General features: G+C 58.0%; 15 protein-coding genes. All 15 read right to left on the bottom strand.

What is annotated here, in order from left to right:
* Positions 1-4: 4 nt before the first annotated feature.
* The 15 genes from ACFPU0_RS09620 to wbpD all read right to left on the bottom strand — a co-directional run bounded on the left by ACFPU0_RS09620 (position 5) and on the right by wbpD (position 18,341).
* Positions 5-2,017, bottom strand: coding sequence for a polysaccharide biosynthesis protein (locus tag ACFPU0_RS09620; protein ID WP_377692703.1), 2,013 nt, complete (start codon positions 2,015-2,017; stop codon positions 5-7).
* A gap of 177 nt (positions 2,018-2,194) precedes the next feature.
* The gene (locus ACFPU0_RS09615) at positions 2,195-3,205 is read right to left on the bottom strand and encodes an MraY family glycosyltransferase (RefSeq protein WP_377692702.1); all 1,011 of its coding nucleotides are present in this window, start codon (positions 3,203-3,205) and stop codon (positions 2,195-2,197) included.
* On the bottom strand, positions 3,202-4,203 hold the full coding sequence (locus ACFPU0_RS09610; RefSeq protein WP_377692701.1) for an NAD-dependent epimerase/dehydratase family protein: 1,002 nt from the start codon (positions 4,201-4,203) through the stop codon (positions 3,202-3,204). Before ACFPU0_RS09610 ends, ACFPU0_RS09615 begins: the two co-directional genes overlap by 4 nt.
* Positions 4,204-4,391: 188 nt before the next feature.
* Positions 4,392-5,630: a glycosyltransferase family 4 protein gene (locus ACFPU0_RS09605; RefSeq protein WP_377692700.1), complete on the bottom strand. Its 1,239-nt coding sequence runs from the start codon at positions 5,628-5,630 to the stop codon at positions 4,392-4,394.
* Between the two features lie 392 nt (positions 5,631-6,022).
* On the bottom strand, positions 6,023-7,156 hold the full coding sequence (wecB, locus tag ACFPU0_RS09600) for a non-hydrolyzing UDP-N-acetylglucosamine 2-epimerase (RefSeq protein ID WP_377692699.1): 1,134 nt from the start codon (positions 7,154-7,156) through the stop codon (positions 6,023-6,025).
* Positions 7,149-8,159, bottom strand: coding sequence for a polysaccharide biosynthesis protein (locus ACFPU0_RS09595; RefSeq protein ID WP_377692698.1), 1,011 nt, complete (start codon positions 8,157-8,159; stop codon positions 7,149-7,151). Before ACFPU0_RS09595 ends, wecB (ACFPU0_RS09600) begins: the two co-directional genes overlap by 8 nt.
* Before the next feature lie 31 nt (positions 8,160-8,190).
* Positions 8,191-9,048, bottom strand: a complete 858-nt coding sequence (locus tag ACFPU0_RS09590; protein ID WP_377692697.1) for a dTDP-4-dehydrorhamnose reductase family protein — start codon at positions 9,046-9,048, stop codon at positions 8,191-8,193.
* A 3-nt stretch (positions 9,049-9,051) separates the two neighbouring features.
* Positions 9,052-9,408 (bottom strand): hypothetical protein, encoded by a 357-nt coding sequence (locus ACFPU0_RS09585; protein ID WP_377692696.1) that lies wholly within the window; start codon positions 9,406-9,408, stop codon positions 9,052-9,054.
* Between the two features lie 268 nt (positions 9,409-9,676).
* Positions 9,677-10,972: a glycosyltransferase gene (locus ACFPU0_RS09580; RefSeq protein WP_377692695.1), complete on the bottom strand. Its 1,296-nt coding sequence runs from the start codon at positions 10,970-10,972 to the stop codon at positions 9,677-9,679.
* 28 nt (positions 10,973-11,000) lie between these two features.
* Positions 11,001-12,074 carry a non-hydrolyzing UDP-N-acetylglucosamine 2-epimerase gene (gene wecB / locus ACFPU0_RS09575; RefSeq protein ID WP_377692694.1) on the bottom strand — a complete coding sequence of 358 codons (1,074 nt, stop codon included), beginning with the start codon at positions 12,072-12,074 and terminating at the stop codon, positions 11,001-11,003.
* 119 nt (positions 12,075-12,193) lie between these two features.
* Positions 12,194-13,432 carry a hypothetical protein gene (locus tag ACFPU0_RS09570; RefSeq protein ID WP_377692693.1) on the bottom strand — a complete coding sequence of 413 codons (1,239 nt, stop codon included), beginning with the start codon at positions 13,430-13,432 and terminating at the stop codon, positions 12,194-12,196.
* A 45-nt stretch (positions 13,433-13,477) separates the two neighbouring features.
* Positions 13,478-15,361, bottom strand: a complete 1,884-nt coding sequence (gene asnB / locus ACFPU0_RS09565; RefSeq protein ID WP_377692692.1) for an asparagine synthase (glutamine-hydrolyzing) — start codon at positions 15,359-15,361, stop codon at positions 13,478-13,480.
* A 23-nt stretch (positions 15,362-15,384) separates the two neighbouring features.
* Entirely contained in the window at positions 15,385-16,677 is a 1,293-nt protein-coding gene (locus ACFPU0_RS09560) for a lipopolysaccharide biosynthesis protein (RefSeq protein WP_377692691.1), read from the bottom strand.
* Positions 16,665-17,756 (bottom strand): DegT/DnrJ/EryC1/StrS family aminotransferase, encoded by a 1,092-nt coding sequence (locus ACFPU0_RS09555; protein WP_377692690.1) that lies wholly within the window; start codon positions 17,754-17,756, stop codon positions 16,665-16,667. The genes ACFPU0_RS09560 and ACFPU0_RS09555 overlap by 13 nt, the downstream gene beginning before the upstream one ends.
* A 3-nt stretch (positions 17,757-17,759) precedes the next feature.
* A complete protein-coding gene (gene wbpD, locus ACFPU0_RS09550) occupies positions 17,760-18,341 on the bottom strand; it encodes a UDP-2-acetamido-3-amino-2,3-dideoxy-D-glucuronate N-acetyltransferase (RefSeq protein WP_377692689.1) in 582 nt (193 codons plus the stop codon).
* Positions 18,342-18,343: the final 2 nt, after the last annotated feature.

Raw genomic sequence — 18,343 nt, 5'->3', positions numbered from 1 at the left:
CAAACTAATGCCTGGAGCTGGAAGGCTCAATGCGGCGCTGTTGATGGATCCAGTCAACAATTTCCTCTTCTGGGGTGTATCCGTTGACGGTTTCGCGTAGGAGTTGGCGCACACGCACATAGTCATCACTCTCGACCGCAGCGAAGAGCTCGGCCAGCATGCGCTTGAACACATCCCAGGGCAGATGCTCTTCGTTGGCCCGCATGATCATGGGATGCTCGGTGGGATTCACATTGTCACCGATCAGCAGCTCTTCATAGAGCTTCTCGCCCGGTCGCAGGCCAGTGAACTCAATGGCGATGTCACCACTGGGATTCTTCTCCGAGCGAACGGTCAGACCGGACAGGTGAACCATCTTCTCCGCAAGCTCGGCAATCTTCACCGGCTGCCCCATATCCAGCACGAACACGTCCCCCCCCTGCCCCATCGAGCCCGCCTGGATAACCAACTGGGCGGCTTCAGGAATGGTCATGAAGTAACGTGTGATATTGGGATGGGTCACGGTAACCGGGCCGCCACGCTTGATCTGCTCGCGGAACAACGGAATAACCGAGCCGGAAGACCCCAGGACATTGCCGAAGCGGACCATGGTGAAACGAGTCTTGTTGACCCGGTGAACGGAAGCCTCTTCCCCCACCAAGACGGGTGCCGACTCCCGGCTCAAGGCCTGCAGGACCATTTCCGAGAGGCGCTTGGTACCTCCCATGACATTGGTGGGTCGAACGGCCTTGTCCGTCGAGATCAGCACGAAATTATCGACACCCGCCTTGATCGCCGCCTGCGCGGTGTAGAGCGTCCCCATCACATTGTTGAGTACGCCTTCGGCAATGTTGTGCTCGACGATAGGAACGTGCTTGTAAGCTGCCGCGTGATAAACGGTGTCCACGCGCCAGGTCCGCATCACATCGTGCAGTCGAACCAGATTGCGCACCGACCCGAGAATGGGGACAAGGTGGATGTTATGCGACTCTCGAGAGATCCGGCGCTCGAGTTCGATCTGAATGTTGTACAGGTTGAACTCGCTGTGCTCGAAGAGGATCAAGGTCCGCGGACCGCAACTCAGGATCTGCCGACACAACTCCGAACCGATGGAACCACCGGCACCGGTCACCATGACCACCTGATCACGGATGCAGCGCTCGAAAAGCTCCTTGCGGGGAGGCACCGCGTCACGACCCAGCAGGTCGGCGATATCGACCTCCTGGATGTCATCCACCTTCACCCTGCCGCTGGCCAGGTCCATGAAGCCGGGGATACTGCGCACGTGAAGGGGATAGCGTTCCAGATCAGCCAGAATCTGCCTTCTGCGCTCTCTGGAAGCAGACGGAATAGCCAGTAGCACTTCCTGGGCTCCGGTCTGCTCGATCATCTGACCGATGTGCTTGGGCTTGTAGACCTGCAAGCCGGCTATGGTTCGAGTCGCGATGCTGCTGTCATCGTCGATGAAAGCCACAGGCCGCATAACCCGCCCCAGACGCAAAGCCGCGACCAGCTGGTTACCTGCCGCCCCGGCACCATAGACCGCAACCCGCGGAAGACCATCCTGCGCGGTCACGAACGGCATCTGGCGCGCCGCGGCAAACCAGTCTCCCAAGAAGTACTGACGCATGACCAGGCGCAATCCGCCGACCAACACCAGGCTCAACCACCAATAGTTGAATACAAGGGAACGGGGAATCATTTCGGGGGCGCCACGGTACCAATAGATCGCCAGCGCCAGGATCAAGGTCGACAGACTGACAGCCTTGACGATCGCAATAAGAGCATCGTTGCCGAAGTAGCGCATTACCGCCCGGTACATCCCGATGCGAATGAAAAGCGGTATCGAAACCACTGGCGCCAGGGCAAACAGCCAGGCATGCCCGCCAAAGGGATGTACGAGTTCATTTCCCCCCAAGCGCACGACAAAGGCAAGCCACAGTGCGACCCACACGAGCAGCACGTCGACAATCACCTGCAGCAAGCGCTTGTAACGCCTTGGCCAGCTCAGAAGCCATTTGCGCAGCGTATTCGTCATCCTTTCCTCACCTTGTCGCGCCCCGCAAAACATTCATTTCCCAAATTCACCTCCGAAATCGTCGCCTTCCAGAAGGCAAGCGAAACCGCAGCAATGCTAACACCCCACTGTCGCGGAATAACGACCACAAGGCGACAGTCAGAGTTTCCCGCGCCAGGTATCCCGGACTGGAACAGCCTACTCCTTATGACCCGCCCTGAATTTCACGGCAAGGATCAACAGCGGCAGGTAGGCGACAATCAAGCCAAGCGGCCCGCTCACAACACGGTTGCCAACCAACGCCGCAATCGGGAACAGCCAAAAAAGGTTTATTGCCGTGACTGCAAGGGTCACCGGCAGATGTCGGCCGTACTGTCGCGACGCGAACTGGTATGCATGGCTCCTATGGGCCTCATACACCTTGTCCCCCCGGAGCAAACGGCGGATCAGGGTCCAGGTCGCGTCCACTATGAACACCCCCAGCATAATTATCCAGCACCATAGAAGCTGGGGCGCTACCCAGCCCGCGTGGAGCGAAAGAATGCCGAGAGAAACCCCAAGGAATCCACTTCCTGCATCCCCCATGAATATCCGCGCTGGAGGAAAGTTCCAGTAGAGAAAGCCAGCAACTGCAACGGCCAGCAGTGCCGGCACGACAGCCAGAGAACCGTAGCCGAGATACCAATAAAGGAACGCCCCTCCAAGGCCTACAGAAATGGCCTCAACACTGGCGATACCGTCGATACCGTCCATGAAATTGTAAAGGTTCAAAAGCCAGACCAAATAAAGTGCGGCAAGCACGTGCCCCACCCAGCCGAGCTGAACATGAATGCCCAACAATTCTATCGACGGAAGTCCACCCAACCAGAACAAGGCCCAGATAGCTGCAACGAAATGGGCAAGTAGTCGCCATCGCGCGGCAATGTGGCCATGATCATCAAGAAACCCCACGACGGCAACCCAGAACCCCGCTCCAGATAGCGCCCATAGTAGCTGCCAGGGCAACATATCGAGCATCGCAAGCACAGGAAGCGCCACAAGGAATGCAACAACAATTGCCACGCCCCCCCCACGTGGAGTCGGTACCGAGTGTGAGCTTCTGGCGTTCGGAATATCCATCAGACTTCGATTAAGAGCGTATCGACGCAATGCTCCAGTCATAAGAAGCGATGCTACGACAACGGTTGCCAGCACCCACCAGATAATCATCTTTCTTGATGTTCCAGATAATAAGAAGCAGTTTTGCCAAGGGCCTTATCAACATTTGACACGGGCACCCAGCCAAGCAAGGTTCTTGCTTTGGTTATATCCACCTGCAGAGACCCACAAAGGCGCTGATACAACGCTTTCCTGCCCAACACTGCGGCCCCCATTTCCAAGACCCAGGCCGATACTGGTAACAGCCGAACTGGCTTGCCAAGTGCTCCGCCCAGTCGACGAAGCAAATCCCCAATGGAAAGATCCTCCCCATCAGCGATGAGAAAGGTCTGGTTCGCGGCAGCCGGGTGACTCATACAAGTAAGAATGAAATCAACCAGATTATCCAAGGCAACAAGACTGCGCTTGTTTTGCACCGCAGCGAAGGGCAAGGGAAGCCCTTTAGATACAAGTTTGATCAGTCGCGCGAAGTTTCCTGGCGCATTGGGCCCATATACGAGCGGAGGACGGATAATCACGACCTCCATGCCAGTCTTGACGGCCAACAACCGCAACCCCTGCTCAGCCTCTAGTTTGGAAACAGCGTAAGGCTCTACGGGATGGGGTGAATCGTCCTCGGTGAAGGGTCGCGAACTCTGATTGCCATTCACCCCGATCGAACTAATGAAAACGAATCGCTTGACCCCAGCGGCCGCCGCCTGTTTCGCCAGCGCCAATGTTCCATCGACATTCACACGACGAAACTCCGAAGTCGGATCTGCGACGGTCTCATTCAAAACATGGGCGCGGGCAGCAGCATGGACGACAACATCCCGCCCAACCAACGCGCTCTTCCAGTCCGCATCCGCCGCCAACTCGCCAACTTGAATACTGGTGACTCCGACAGGTATCCCTGTGAAAGGGCGCCGCAGCGCTACGAGCAGATCAAGGCCCGAAACCTCGGCAATCCTCTCCATCACTGCTCGCCCGACGAAACCCGTCGCACCGGTCAACAAAATACGCATCAAACTCACCTCGAAACGGCCAAATCCTGAACCAAGCAGAAACATTGATGCGCTCGATTATACCCAGCACACCTTCCCAGCCTGACGCAGCAAATGGTCAGCCAGCAACAAATCTCTTAACCGTCGCGCTCAACGTGTAGCCTCTTGAGGCCCCCCCAGCGGGGGGCATCGATAATCTAGCCGCCCCCTGGCACTGAAGGCTCGCCGAATAGCTGTAACATCCAAGCATACGCCTAGCGACCATTGACCACATTTATTCGGTTCTCGAGTATTTCCACAAGGCGCTGACATTGCCGCCCCATTTCGAAGTGCTCCTCGAAAAACTGCCGGCCCGACAGCCCCAACGCTTCACGCTCATCAGGCGACAATTGAAGCAACTGCTCTATACAGGAGACCAGACCGTCCACATCTTCAGCAGCACAGGTGAAACCAGCCCCAGCCTCTTGAATGACTCTCGCACCTTCACCATCCAAAGCAGCAATGATCGGCCGGCCAGAGGCAAGATAAGCCTGGACTTTGCTAGGGATCGTATAGGCAAAGATCTCTTCTCGCTTAAGTGTCACCAGAAGACCCGCGGCGCGATTGAATATTTGCGGCATTGTAGAAGCCGGATAGCGTCCGGCAAGAATCACGTTATCCAGACCTCTTGAAGCTTTCTGCTCTTCAAGCCAAGACAGCATGCTACCAGATCCGACCAGAACCAACTTGAGCCCAGATTTATGCCTCAGCTTTTCAGCAGCATGTACCAATGTCTCTACCGACTGAGCAGTACCCAGGTTACCAGCGAATACTATGCAGGTATTACGCTCCAACTCCGACAACAACTCGGCAGGAAGGGTTTTCTCAGTTTCCGGAACCAGTTCATTACGATATGAATTCGGATAATAGACTATTTTATCGGAACGAGAGTATCGAGCCACAGGTGCGTGAAAGGCTTTTGACTGAACCAATAAAGTATCGGAGCAGGCATATATAGCCCGCACCATCCAGCCCGCCACGCCCAAAAGAAAGCGATTGCGGACAAACCCTGTTGCACTAAGGCTTTCAGGCCAAAGATCCTGAATCCAGACTGCCAAATGACTCTTCATCCGCCACTTCAAATAAATGGCCGGAATAGCTGCAGTAATAGGGGACATGGCAAAAACGAATACCACGTCGAACGATCGCCCCTCTAGCGATTTTCTAAAGAAAAGAAGCCCGTTCAATACAAAAGAAAAATAGTTAAGAATCAGATTCTTCGCCCCTCCCTCCCCCCGTGGGCGCAAAGGCACCCTATACACGGGGACGGTCGAGTCGAAAAGCTCTTCAACACACCCGTCGGCCCTATAACCTGAATATACTTTTCCTTCAGGATAATTTGGCTTACCAGTGGCAACAACCACCTCGTGCCCCTGTTTGGAAAGCTCCCTCACAATGTCGTTGATAATGAAACTTTCTGGCCAAAAATACTGAGTAACCAACAAAATTTTCATTCAATCACCAACAGAAACATCGAACCTGAAGCCGTGAGACACCGTCCCATAAAGAATCCATTTCCTTTAATCATGTAGCGCAGGCTCACAACATAGCCCTCAGTAGGACGTCGAATCGACTACATACATGCGCCGTGCTACCCCGCCTCATGAAGCCTTTACCAAACTGGTATCACCGCCCATATGCGACAGTCTGACTGGCCGATAGATCCAGGCTTGGCAATCGTTTCGTGAGACTCGTTTCGCGAAATAGCAGGCGGTGACCCGAGGTGATGCCTAAGCATGAGCAGTGAACACTGGTCGGGTTCTGCTATCGCGGGGAGTTCCTGTCCTGACCACCAAGCACCGCGCAACAATCGAGTCTGGCGAGCACCACGCAGCCGACTACGCCGCTAGATACCCACCTTGGACCAGACCGTACGATTGATGTAGTCCGTATAGCTCAGAACCACTCGAACCACTTGCTTGGAAACAGGTCCTGCTTGGTAATCACGCACCACCGGAATTACCCGGCGCGAAGGCTCATGCTGGGTCGTGACGACTCGGACTGCGTCCATGACCCGCTCGGTTTTCAGACCGCTCATGATCAAAGTACCCTCATCCATCCCCTCCGGCCGCTCGTGAGCGTTGCGGATGGTGATGGCCGGCAGGTTCAGCAGCGAGGCTTCTTCGGTGATGGTGCCGCTGTCGGAGAGTACGCAGAACGCCGACATCTGCAGCTTGATGTAGTCCAGCAGGCCGAAGGGCTTCACGAACCGGATCAGCGGATGGTCGAGCGACTCCCCAAGGGCCTCCAGGCGCTTGCGGGTACGCGGATGGGTGGAGACGATGATCGGATACTTGTAGGTGTCGGCCAGCGCCCGCAGGGTTTCGAGCAGATCCCGCAGGTTTTGCGGAGTATCGACGTTCTCTTCGCGATGGGTGCTGACGATGAAGAACTTGCCTTCCTCAAGACGCTCCCTGGACAGCACATCCGATGCCTGGATCCGAGGCATGTAGTAATCCAGCACTTCTTCCATGTGCGAGCCGGTCTTGATGATCGTTTCCGGACGAATGCCTTCGGCGATCAGATAGCGGCGCGCATGCTCGGTCAGCACCATGTTGATATCGCTCAGATGGTCGAGGACCTTGCGGTTCAGCTCCTCAGGAACTCGCTGGTCGAAGCAGCGATTGCCCGCTTCCATATGGAACACGGGAATCTTGCGGCGCTTGGCGGCAATGACCGCCAGGCAGGTGTTGGTGTCGCCATAGAGCAGCAGCGCATCCGGCTTCTCCAGGTCCAGGACTTCGTCCGCCTTGGAGATCACCTCGGCAATCGTCTTGGCCGCAGTCTCTCCCGCAGCGCCGAGGAAGTGGTCCGGCTTGCGGATTTCCAGGTCGTCGAAGAAGACCTGATTGAGCTCGTAGTCGTAGTTCTGGCCGGAATGCACCAGGACGTGCTGCACCTGCTTGTCCAGCTCGGCGATGACACGGCTCATCTTGATCAGTTCCGGCCGGGTTCCGACCAGGGTCATCACCTTAAGCATCGAGCTCCTCCTGGATGTAGTCCAGCTTCAGCAACACTTCCTTGATTCCGGCCACGTCGAGTCGCTCGGTATTGTGCGAGGTGTAGTCATCCAGTTCGGAAATATGGGTTTCACCTTCGACGAAGTATTTCTTGTAGTTGAGGTCGCGATTGTCAGCTGGAATCCGGTAGTAACGCCCCATGTCCTCGGCCTTGGCCATCTCCTCGCGGGAAATGAGCGACTCATACAGCTTCTCGCCGTGGCGGGTGCCGATCACTTTCACGGGGTTGTCCCGCGCGAAAAGCTCCTTGAGAGCCTGGGCCAGGTCTTCCACCGTCGAGGCGGGCGCCTTCTGCACAAAGATATCGCCCTGCTTGGCGTGCTCGAATGCGTGCAGCACCAAGTCCACCGAATCTTCCAGGGACATCAGGAAACGAGTCATGTTCGGATCGGTCACGGTCAGGGGCTCACCGGATTTGAGCTGGTCGATGAACAGGGGGATCACCGATCCCCGCGAGGCCATGACGTTACCGTAGCGCGTGGCGCAAATGACCGGACCGCTTTCGGGAATGATCCGCGACTTCGCGACCATCAGTTTTTCCGCCATTGCCTTGGAGATGCCCATGGCGTTGATCGGGTAGACCGCCTTGTCGGTGCTGAGAACCACGACGCGCTTCACGCCATTGGCCACGGCAGCATTCAGGACATTCTCCGTGCCGATGACGTTGGTCTTGACTGCCTCCATCGGATAAAACTCGCAAGACGGCACCTGCTTCAACGCCGCGGCATGAAAGATGTAGTCCACGCCCACCATTGCGTTGGCTAGGCTATCGTAGTCACGAACATCGCCGATGAAGAACTTGACCTTGTCATTCGCCAGGGCGATGCGCATGTCTTCCTGTTTCTTCTCGTCGCGGCTGAATACCCGGATCTCCTTCACATTGGTATCCAGGAAACGCTTCAACACTGTATTACCGAAAGAACCGGTACCACCGGTAATCATCAGGACCCTGTCGTCAAACATAAGCAGCCACCAAAATTCAATATGAAATGATTCAACGCTGATCGCGCATCAGCGCGATGAGTTCCGGCCACTTCGGCGGTGTATAGCCAGCTTCCCTGCGGAATCGCGAAGAATCCAGCGAGCGGTCGATCTGCACCCGGTCGTCCTCCTCTATCTCGATCTGCTTCCCGTACACCTGGGCAACCAGTCCAAGCAGACTGTACTTGTCGATCGGATCGACCGATACGTGATAAAGCCCGCTCAAGCAGGGGGCGGGAATCACATGGTCACGAATCACACGGGCCAGTTCGACCGTGGGCAATCCGGAAAAGATGGCCTTGCGATAACCCTTGACCCGTCCTTCCTGGGAAAGGAACCAGTCGACCAGCGCGAAATTACTGCCCAACTCGTGGCCGATAATCGAAGTCCGCAGCGTGATGGCGTGCGGCAGGTCATGCAACTCGCCGATGTACTTCGACTTGCCGTAGAGGTCTTCGGCATCGGAAAGGTCGGACTCGAGGTACATTCCCTTGCGGCCGGAGAACACGCAGTCAGTGCTCACATGGATCAGGCGAGCCCCGAGCAACTCGCAGAGCCTGGCCAGCCGGTGCGGAAGCATGGCATTGATCGGCAGCGCCGCGAGCGGATCCCCGGCGTCAGCCAACTGCTTGATCAGGCCGACGCAGTTGACCACCACATCGGGCCGCACACGCGCCAGCGCGCCTGCAAGTGCATCCTGATCGAGGACGTCCACTCCGGTCAGCAGCCGCTGCCGTTGAGCCTCATTGAAATGGCGCAGCGCCGCAGTGCTGCGCAGGGTTCCCCAGACGTCGATATCGGTACCTTCACCAAGCACCTTGAATACGTCATGCCCCAGCATGCCGGTGACACCCAATACCAGCACTTTCATTTATCAAACGCCCCCTTTTTCGGTAGCACGCGACTCGAGGATCTCCACTCGCCGCTTCACCTGGCGATCCATGTCGAAAAATTCATTGAAGTAAGCCTGTCCTGGCACGCCTGCAGATTCCCGCTCCACCGGAGCGATGCGCTTGAGCGCCAGGCTACCGCCTGCCAGGGGTCGCGGGACTTCTGGCTCGCAGATCCTGCCCGCTCCCACTACTTCGACCACGCGAGCGTCCTCGTCGTAACGCGAGGCGACCACGGGCCGACTAGCGGCAATACAGACCTGTCCGTTGCTTGAAATGGTGTATGCGAAAATCTCTTCGCCCCTAAACGAAACCAGCAGCACAGAAGACCATTGGATCATTCGATGGCCTGGGCTGTTCCGGTGTTGCCCGCGAAAACCACACTGAAGTCCTGCTCCGCCCCCCGGCAAGCTCGTCGGGCACCACAGCTGCAGCCCTGGCCACAACGGAGCCCGGATAGTACACCAGCTTTTCACGCCGGGCATATCGTGCGGCCGTATCCGCGAAAACGTGCGACCGGATCACCTCAGGATTGCGCACGAATCCTCTGGCGGTGAGCCTTTCAGGCGAGAAATACGAGGCTAAGGGCAGGAATTTCACGTCGACCAACTAAATCATGCTCTTGACTTCAGTGATCAGGCTTTCTGCCTGGACGCTACGCCTGAACTGGTTGAGGTAATCCATATTCGGTTCGACCTTCCGCACTCCGGACGCCAGAGCGTTGAGTACCCGCCGCTTGAGCTTGGCGACATCTCTACCGTAGTGGTCGCCCACTGCGGACTTGCCTAGCATCTCCGCGACGATCATGTCGTCGGTGACACCGATCGCCATCACTTCGGTACCTGAAATCAGATATTCGAATATCTTGCCGCTGACCACCCCGGTGGTAGACCCGACCGAACTGACAACTGGCTTCGAACCAAGGAAGAGCAGAAAATCGGCATTCTTCTGCACGCGCAGGATTTCCTGGCGGGGCACTTTTCCGCAACGATCGATATAGCCCTCGACCACGGGGTCGAAGGCCATCGGGAAGTTCTCGAGTGCCGAATAATCTCCGTAGAACTTCACCGATACATCGCCGGAGTTGATCTTGCCCTCGACGGCCAGTTCCTTGATAGCCTGGAACAACGGGGTCGGATCCTGCAGGCCTGGAAGAATGCTGCCGGCGTATACGATGCTGACCCCATCCCGGTTGCCCTCGACTTCAATGCCACGAAAGACGTCGACCTCGCGATCGTCGAAGCCATTGGGGACCACCAGGTACTTCCTGTCGTCACCGTGAAGCGTCTTCAATTCAGAGATTAGGGGCTCATTGATCGAAACGATCAGATCGGCGTTACGCAATACCAGTCTTTCATGCCAGTGCTCGAACGCCCGCACCGGCCCGCACCCCGGAAAAATCGGGTTTCCCGACCAGAGGTCCCGATAATCCGCCACCCAAGGAATCTCGCGACTGAAAAACTTTATCGCGGCCGCAGCGGAGTGCGCCGTATAGGACGGCACAGTGGAAATCATGAAATCGAACTTGATTTCCTTGGCCAGGGTCTTGCAGACGAAATGGGAAACCCTCGGCCACCAAAGCAAGCGTGGATCAAGGTAGTTGGAGAGGAACTTCCTCTTCACCCAGTACTGGAAGTTGATCAGCTTCCTCTTGAGACCCTTGGCGCCTTTCGAATATCCCTGAACACCACCGGATTGCCGCCCGCCGATGAAGAACGGTGCCACCTGGTGCACTATCACATTGGGGTTACCGTTCAGATCCGTCGGCAACTCGCCCGAGTAAGGCATGGTCACCACATGGACCTTGTGGCCGTGCTGGGACCAGTACTTGACGAAAGCATTGATCCTGAGTACTCCGACAGAGGTTTCCGGGCCGAAGTAACTGGAAATCACAAGAATATTCATCAGACGCTATTTTCCAGGTGATATCAGATCAGCGAAAGGCATCGACGATAGCGTCGATCACCAGATCGGCAGCCCGGCCGCTCCCGTAAGGAGAGGCGCCCGGAGTTCCGGGACCAGGCAACGCGCTGACCTTGTCCAGGAAGTCGACATCGCCTGGGGGTAGCAGGGTATTCCATCCCAATTGCACGAGTTCGACCCATTCGGTTTCGTCGCGGAGGGTCAGGCAGGGCACGCCATGGAAATATGCTTCCTTCTGCACGCCGCCGGAGTCGGTCGCGACCAGGAACGCATGCTTCTCGAGCATCACCATGTCGATGTAACCGAGCGGCTCGAGGATCCGGACGTTGGCCGGAACCTGCAGCCCGAAGGAAGCGATTCGCTGCTTGGTACGAGGATGCAGGGGTAATACGACCGGGTGGGCCATTCTGGCGAAACCTTCCAGTATGGTACCCAGGCGCTTGGCATCGTCGGTATTTTCCTGGCGGTGCACGGTCGCCAGAATGTAGCCTTTGGAAGCGAGGTCAAGCCGCTCCAGAATCTTGCTGGTATGCTCGGCCTTCTCCCCGAAGAACAGTGCAGCGTCATACATGACATCGCCGACGTTCCGCACCTGGGGTCCCTGAATCCCTTCCTTCGCGAGGTTCTCCACCGCGACATCGTTGGGTGTCAGCAGCAACGCACTGATGTGGTCGGTCAACTGCCGATTGATTTCTTCCGGCATGCGCTTGTTGAAAGAGCGCAGTCCGGCCTCCACATGCACCACCGGAATATGAATCTTGGCGGCTGCCAGCGCCCCGGCCAGGGTGGAGTCCGTGTCACCGTAAACCAGGGTGACGTCCGGACGTTCCTTGAGCATCACCCCCTCGATGGCTTCGAGCATCCGTCCGGTATTCTGGCCATGGGTGCCACCTCCCACGCCCAGGTTGTACGTCGGTTCGGGAATATCCAGTTCCTGAAAGAACACGTCGGACATGTTCGCGTCAAAATGCTGGCCGGTATGCACCATGACTTCCGAGCAGATGGCCGACTTGCGGATTACCCGGCTGACCGTGGCGGCCTTGATGAACTGGGGTCTGGCCCCGACTATGGTCAATACCTTCACATACACCTCGACAGAAACTTGAAAACGTTGGCTGAAAACACCAGGTTCCAGCGGACCTTGCAAAGTCGGTCGCAGCGGATCGACTCCGGATTAGCACGATTCCTCCTCCCAGCCCCTCATCATTTTTCCGGCAGGAGTACCGGCGCACGCATGCCACCGGGCATATCATTTCTCGTCTTCCCGTAGTACCTGACCTGGGCAATGGCACAAAGCAGGAAGACCAAGACGAAACCGTTACTGGCCAGGTTGCCCACCAAGCCGGAAACATAGAGACCGAAAGCGAACAAGGGCCAGATGGCGTGTAGTGCTTTATCTGCGCTATTGGCGATCATCCTGAAGATGACGCCAATGATCGCGGAAAACAGGATCACGCCCAATATCCCGAAATTGACATAGGCATCCACAAAATAAACCGAGTTGGCAGAACCGGTACCGGTCTCCGTCTGCCCCCACTGGTACCCGAACACGAGACGCTCGAACTCGACCCTTTCCAGCCGAAAGATGGCCGAAAGCAGCGAACTGGTCGCCCCCATCAGCGGAATGGAATGCAGCACCTCGGAAAAATAGGCCAATCCGTCGGCCGCAGTGAAGATCGGAACGGCGACAGCGCGCCAGACCAGGAAATTCAATGTGCCAACGGCTCGATACTGGCTGGAGAAAAAGGCGGCACCACTTTCTTCGGCACCACTACCGAAGCCGGAGATAGCCCCCAGGAAAATCAGGATCGAGACACAGGCGCCAGCCACGAAGACGAAGGTGGAAACAGAACCCGAGCGCACGCAGAACACTACGTAGAGCAACGGAATCATTGCCTTCAGGAAAAACACTTTCTCGATGAAGATGATGCAGTAAGCCAGGAAAGCGAAGAATGCCAACCAGCGCCACTTGAACCTCTCGAGAAAGAAGTAGGCAAGGCAATAGGGTATGAGCGCACCGGTGAAAAGGCCGTTGATGTAGGGGAAGATCGCCTGCCAGCCTTCACGGGCCTTGAGAAATTTCTCCCGCAAAACCACCAGAGTTTCCGAGTCGGCCCCGCCGAGCCAGGCGAGCAGCGGAATGCCTTCGGCCGTCGCCAACACCAAGGTGGCGAAACAGGCGAACATGCCAAATACAGCGAGAAACAGGAGTCCGACCCCCAAGACTATCTTGGGCCCGACGATCCGTTCCCGAATCAGCGAAACCTTTGCAAAGGCGAGAACGGTTACCGAAGAAACCAGCGCCAGAAATGCAAGATCGAGGTAGTAAGGATTGTCAGTCGTGAAATAGCCGAGCAACGCCCCTCCTCCATACCCCAGCAGCAAGGCAAGCGAGAAAACCTGCGCTGCATATTGCGCCCTGAAGTACTTGAACAAAGACATATCAACCCCTACTGCACAGAGCCCCGCGAACCCACCAGCGCGGCCTCAAGCCACCATCTCGTACCACTTGCAATAATTTATCCAACGCCAGACCTGCCAACTGAATGGACGCCGCCCTGCCATCATTTCGTCGAATCCTTCCAGCAGTCGAACATGCTGCAAGAAAGGAATCTCTGCGCTGCTGCGCAACCATTCACGTATTGTTGGCGCAACGCTCGTCAACCACTCTTTCTCAGGCGTCGCAAAACCGATCTTGTCCTTACGATCGAGCACATGATCGGGCACTATCCCCCGCATCGCGGCACGGAACACGCTCTTTGTCTCACCTGCCGGCGAGATGAGGTAGTGTTCGGGCAATCCCAGCAGCAGCTCCGCCATAGGCAAAGTCAGGAAGGGAACGCGGCTTTCGACAGAGAAGCGCATGGAGTTGCGGTCAGCATGACGCAGCAGCTCAGGCAGCCCGCGATGGCGCAAAGAGCTCAGCAGGCGCTCGATCACCCGGCGGCCGCGGCCATCCGGACGAATGCCATGCCGAGCCTCACGCAGGTTCACGCCGGATTCCCTGAGTACATCGACATTCAGCCAGCCAGGAGCGTTGCTCTTGCCAATACTGCCCTTGGCCACGTCATATACGCTGTCAGGCATGACAAGCTGCATCAGGTGCATCCAGGCATGTCGCTGCTGGCGCCCCGGCCACTGGCTCCATTTGCGGGCAAAGCGCATGGCCTCCCCGAACTGCCCCCCCTCCAGCAGGCTGAGCAGGCGTAACCCCGGATAGCCGGTATATCCCGCGAGCAGTTCGTCGGCGCCCTGGCCGTCCAGTGTCACTGTGATGCCAGATTCCTTGGCTTTCTGGAAAACCCGGTATTGGGCATAGATGCTAGTGCTGCCGAACGGCTCGCCTTGCACGCGGATCATGTCGTCCAGGTCACGTATCAGTTCGCCACCCGTTGCCACGAACTTGTGGGGAGTCGCGCCGACGTGGGCATTGATCTGATCGACCCAGTACTCCTCGGAAAGAGGACTCCCATCGGCAATGAAGCTGAAGGTATGGATTGGGCTTTCCGGGTCCACATGACGCATGGCGCATACGACCGCGGAGGAGTCGATCCCCCCGGACAGCGCAGCCCCCAGGGGCACGTCGCTTCGCAGGTGGAGCCGGACATTATCCAGGAACTGTTCGCGCACAGCCTCGGTTGCCTGGGCGAAGGTCAGCGAAGACGTCTGGACTGGGCTTGGCCGCCACCAGGGCGCCGGCTCCGCAAGCATGCCCGATTTGAGATCCAGCACCATCTTGTGCGCCGGGGGAAGGTGGTAGGTACCCTCGATGAAAGTACGTGCCTGGCTGTCGTAGTCGGCATTGACCAGATAATCGTAACTGCGTTGCCAGTCGATCTTCGGCTTGTTCGGCAGCAACGCGAGCAGCGCGGGCAGCTCGGACGCGAAGGCGAACCGTCCAGGTGACCAGGTGTAGAAGAACGGCTTGATGCCAAATGCATCTCTCACGCAGGTAAGGGTTTCGGCATGCCGGTCATGGATCACGAACGCGAACATGCCTTGCAGGCGCGCCAGGCAACGCTCGCCCCACGCGACCCAGGCCTGGAGCAGGACTTCCGTATCGGAGTCGGAATGGAACTGGACGCCGGTCGTGCGCAACTCCTCGCGCAGTTCCCGGTAGTTGTAGATTTCCCCGTTGAACACGATTGCATAGCGGCCATCCCCGGAATACATGGGCTGATGGCCAGCAGACGACAGGTCGATGATCGAAAGCCGAGTATGACCAAGAGCCACAATGCCATTCGACGCATTGTTCAGCTCGAAACCCTTATCATCCGGGCCACGATGATGCATGCGCAGAAGAGCGACATCTAGCCTTCCCTCCACGCCCTGCTCTGCACCCTTCCAGTAGCCACCGACAATCCCGCACATAGTTGTTCTGCACTCAGTAGAAATCAGGACCTGGCACTGTATTTCCTTGCATGCGCCAGAATTATCAATATCGAAGCTGCATATCCCACGACACCGACCATCGAAAAGCCGATGATGGCTGCAAGCGGGCTACCAAGGTGGTAGCCATATACAAGCACGGCCGTTTTTGCAAACAGCATGAAGAGATGGATAAACAGATTGATCTTTTGCCCATTGGTGGCCATGAGCACCATGGAAATGGGTGAATACAGGAACTGCACCGACAGCCCGAGCATCATCCAACTGGCATAGACACCCGACTCTCGCCAGGCTTCGCCAAATATCCAGGCAAACAGATCCCCGGCCCAGAAAAAGATGACGATCACCGGGGCGAAGATGATCGCAGACAGGCCGGACACGATCTTCAGCGCCAGCCTGTCCAGCGTGCCATTCTTGAGTGCCTCGCGACTGCTGCCGAACAGGACCTGCCCCACCGCCTGGCCGAGCAACCCCATCGGCATCGACAGCACGCGCTCGGCCAACATGTACAGACCTGCAATGAACGGGTTGAACAGCGCCGCAAGGAGCACGTTCGGCAATTGCACGCTCAAGGCGTCTACGGTCGCAGCCGGCGCATCGTATTTCGGGAAGTGCCGATGCTCACGCAGGAGCGCCCGCGCCCGTGCCCCGCGCAAAGACGCCAAGGAAAACCTTTCGCGCAGCCCCGTGCCCTTTGCCAAACGCGCGGCACCAGCCGTCTGACCTATCACCTGGCCGAGGATCAGGCCCAGGGCCCCGAGGCCGATGAGACCGGCCACGACCTGGGTCGCCACGTTGGCGATGCTCTGCACGATCTTCGTACGCGCGATCACCGGATAGTCGTTGTTGCGCACCGCCCAGTAGCTCAGGGCCTTGTACGAACCGGCGAAGACAATGGCGACCGGCAGCAGCCAAAGGTAATCGGCCAGGCCCGGGTTCTTCGTGAGGCGAGCGATATCTTCCCGGAACACCGCAACCACGACGAGGGACACAGCAGCCATGGCCAGATTGATCGCCAGCGACAGATGCAACAGCAGCCGCGCATTCCAAGCGTGCCTGGGCAGGGGAATGGCGATCTCGTACCGCAGGCTGGACACCACCAGGACGACCGACATCACGGCGATGAACACCGCCAGCAGACCAAACTGCTCCGGCGTGTAAAGGCGCGTGAGCAACGGGGTGGCCAGAACGAGAATGATCTGGCCTGCCGCCGTCGCTGACGCCAGCGTGAGTACCCCAGTCAGGAAGCGGTTGTTGAGCAGCCGGTCTTTCCAGCCCAGGACCTTTACTCCTTCCAACCGGAAAGCCCGCCTGCGACGATCTTCTGATCTTCCTCACTGATGTAGGGGTGCATCGGCAGGCTGATGACCTGCTCGGCCACCGCATCGCCCACCGGCAGGTGCACGCCGGCATCGGCCACGGCGGGTTGCTTGTTCAACGGAATGGGGTAATGCACCGCGGTTGGCACGCCGAGCCCCTTGAGGTGCTCCTGCGCTGCCGCGCGATTCTCCACGCGCACGGTGTACTGCGCATAGACGCTGAGGTTGTGCACCTCGACGTACGGCGTGCTGGCCACCCCCGCTGCTGCCAGCAGCTCGTCGTAGCGGCGCGCCGCGACCTGGCGCAGGGCGATCTCCTCCTCGAAGATCGCCAGCTTGGGCAGCAGGATGGCCGCTTGCAACGTATCCAGCCGGCTGTTGACCCCGACGCGGATGTGGTGATAGCGGCGATCCTGGCCATGCCGTGCGATCTGCCGCAGCACCAGGGCGAGTTCGTCGTCGTCAGTGAAGATCGCCCCGCCGTCGCCATAGCAACCCAGCGGCTTGCTCGGGAAGAAACTGGTGCAGGCGATGGTGGTGAGCCCGCAGGAACGCCGTCCCTTGTAGGAGGCGCCGAAGCTTTGCGCCGCGTCCTCGATCACCGGGATGCCATGCCGGGCCGCGATGGCATTGATCGCATCGAAATCGGCGCACTGGCCGTAGAGCGAGACCGGAATGATCGCCTTGGTGCGCGGCGTGATGGCCGCTTCGAGCAGGGCCGGGTCGAGGTTGTAGGTCCGCGGGTCGACATCCACGTAGACCGGCTTGGCACCCAGCAGCGCGACCGTCTCGGCGGTCGCGATGTAGGTGAACCCCGGGGTGATGACTTCATCCCCCGGACCGATACCCAGGGCCATCTGGGCGATCTGCAGGGCATCGGTGCCATTGGCGCAGGAGATGCAGTGCTTGACGCCGACAAAGGCCGCCAACTTTTCTTCCAGCTCCGCCACTTCCGGGCCGAGGATGAACTGGCCATGGGCCATGACCTGCTGCACACCGGCATCGATCTGATCCTTGATGCGGGCCTGCTGCGCTTTGAGATCAATGAATTCGATCATGTGTTACGCATCCAACTTGCTGATTTGCCTGCCATTGAGCAGGTACCGGGCGCCGGTGTGCACGCAGCGGGCCTCGCCCTCCCCCTCCAGGGGAAGGGCGAGTTGCTCGCCGAACTGGCTCATCCAGCCGATCTGACGCGCCGGAACCCCCACCATCAAGGCATAGGCCGGGACATCCTTGTTGACCACGGCGCCCGCACCGACGAAGGCGAATTCGCCAATGGTGACGCCGCAGACGATGGTGCAGTTGGCGCCGAGCGTCGCGCCGCGCTTGACCAGGGTATTGCGATACTCGCTCTTGCGCTCGATCAGCGAGCGCGGATTGTAGACGTTGGTGAAGACCATGCTCGGCCCGCAGAACACGCCATCCTCGAGGGTGACGTTGTCATAGACGGACACGTTGTTCTGGATCTTGACCTTGTCGCCGATCACAACCTGGTTGCCAACGAAGACGTTCTGACCGAGCGAGCACTCGCGCCCGATCCGTGCTCCGGCACAGACGTGCACGAAATGCCAGACCCGCGAGCCCTCGCCGATCACTGCACCATCGTCGACGATGGCGCTGGGATGTACCTGGTAGCTCATGC

The sequence above is a fragment of the Pseudomonas sp. GCM10022186 genome, from assembly GCF_042656385.1.
Classification (GTDB): Bacteria; Pseudomonadota; Gammaproteobacteria; order Pseudomonadales; family Pseudomonadaceae; genus Metapseudomonas.
This window is presented reverse-complemented; position numbering and strand designations above follow the sequence as displayed.

Coding starts and splice junctions, on each gene's coding strand:
- ACFPU0_RS09620 (WP_377692703.1), bottom strand. CDS start 2,017: ATGACGAATACGCTGCGCAAATGGCTTCTGAGCTGGCCAAGGCGTTAC.
- ACFPU0_RS09615 (WP_377692702.1), bottom strand. CDS start 3,205: ATGATTATCTGGTGGGTGCTGGCAACCGTTGTCGTAGCATCGCTTCTT.
- ACFPU0_RS09610 (WP_377692701.1), bottom strand. CDS start 4,203: ATGTTTCTGCTTGGTTCAGGATTTGGCCGTTTCGAGGTGAGTTTGATG.
- ACFPU0_RS09605 (WP_377692700.1), bottom strand. CDS start 5,630: ATGAAAATTTTGTTGGTTACTCAGTATTTTTGGCCAGAAAGTTTCATT.
- wecB (WP_377692699.1), bottom strand. CDS start 7,156: ATGCTTAAGGTGATGACCCTGGTCGGAACCCGGCCGGAACTGATCAAG.
- ACFPU0_RS09595 (WP_377692698.1), bottom strand. CDS start 8,159: ATGTTTGACGACAGGGTCCTGATGATTACCGGTGGTACCGGTTCTTTC.
- ACFPU0_RS09590 (WP_377692697.1), bottom strand. CDS start 9,048: ATGAAAGTGCTGGTATTGGGTGTCACCGGCATGCTGGGGCATGACGTA.
- ACFPU0_RS09585 (WP_377692696.1), bottom strand. CDS start 9,408: ATGATCCAATGGTCTTCTGTGCTGCTGGTTTCGTTTAGGGGCGAAGAG.
- ACFPU0_RS09580 (WP_377692695.1), bottom strand. CDS start 10,972: ATGAATATTCTTGTGATTTCCAGTTACTTCGGCCCGGAAACCTCTGTC.
- ACFPU0_RS09570 (WP_377692693.1), bottom strand. CDS start 13,432: ATGTCTTTGTTCAAGTACTTCAGGGCGCAATATGCAGCGCAGGTTTTC.
- asnB (WP_377692692.1), bottom strand. CDS start 15,361: ATGTGCGGGATTGTCGGTGGCTACTGGAAGGGTGCAGAGCAGGGCGTG.
- ACFPU0_RS09555 (WP_377692690.1), bottom strand. CDS start 17,756: ATGATCGAATTCATTGATCTCAAAGCGCAGCAGGCCCGCATCAAGGAT.
- wbpD (WP_377692689.1), bottom strand. CDS start 18,341: ATGAGCTACCAGGTACATCCCAGCGCCATCGTCGACGATGGTGCAGTG.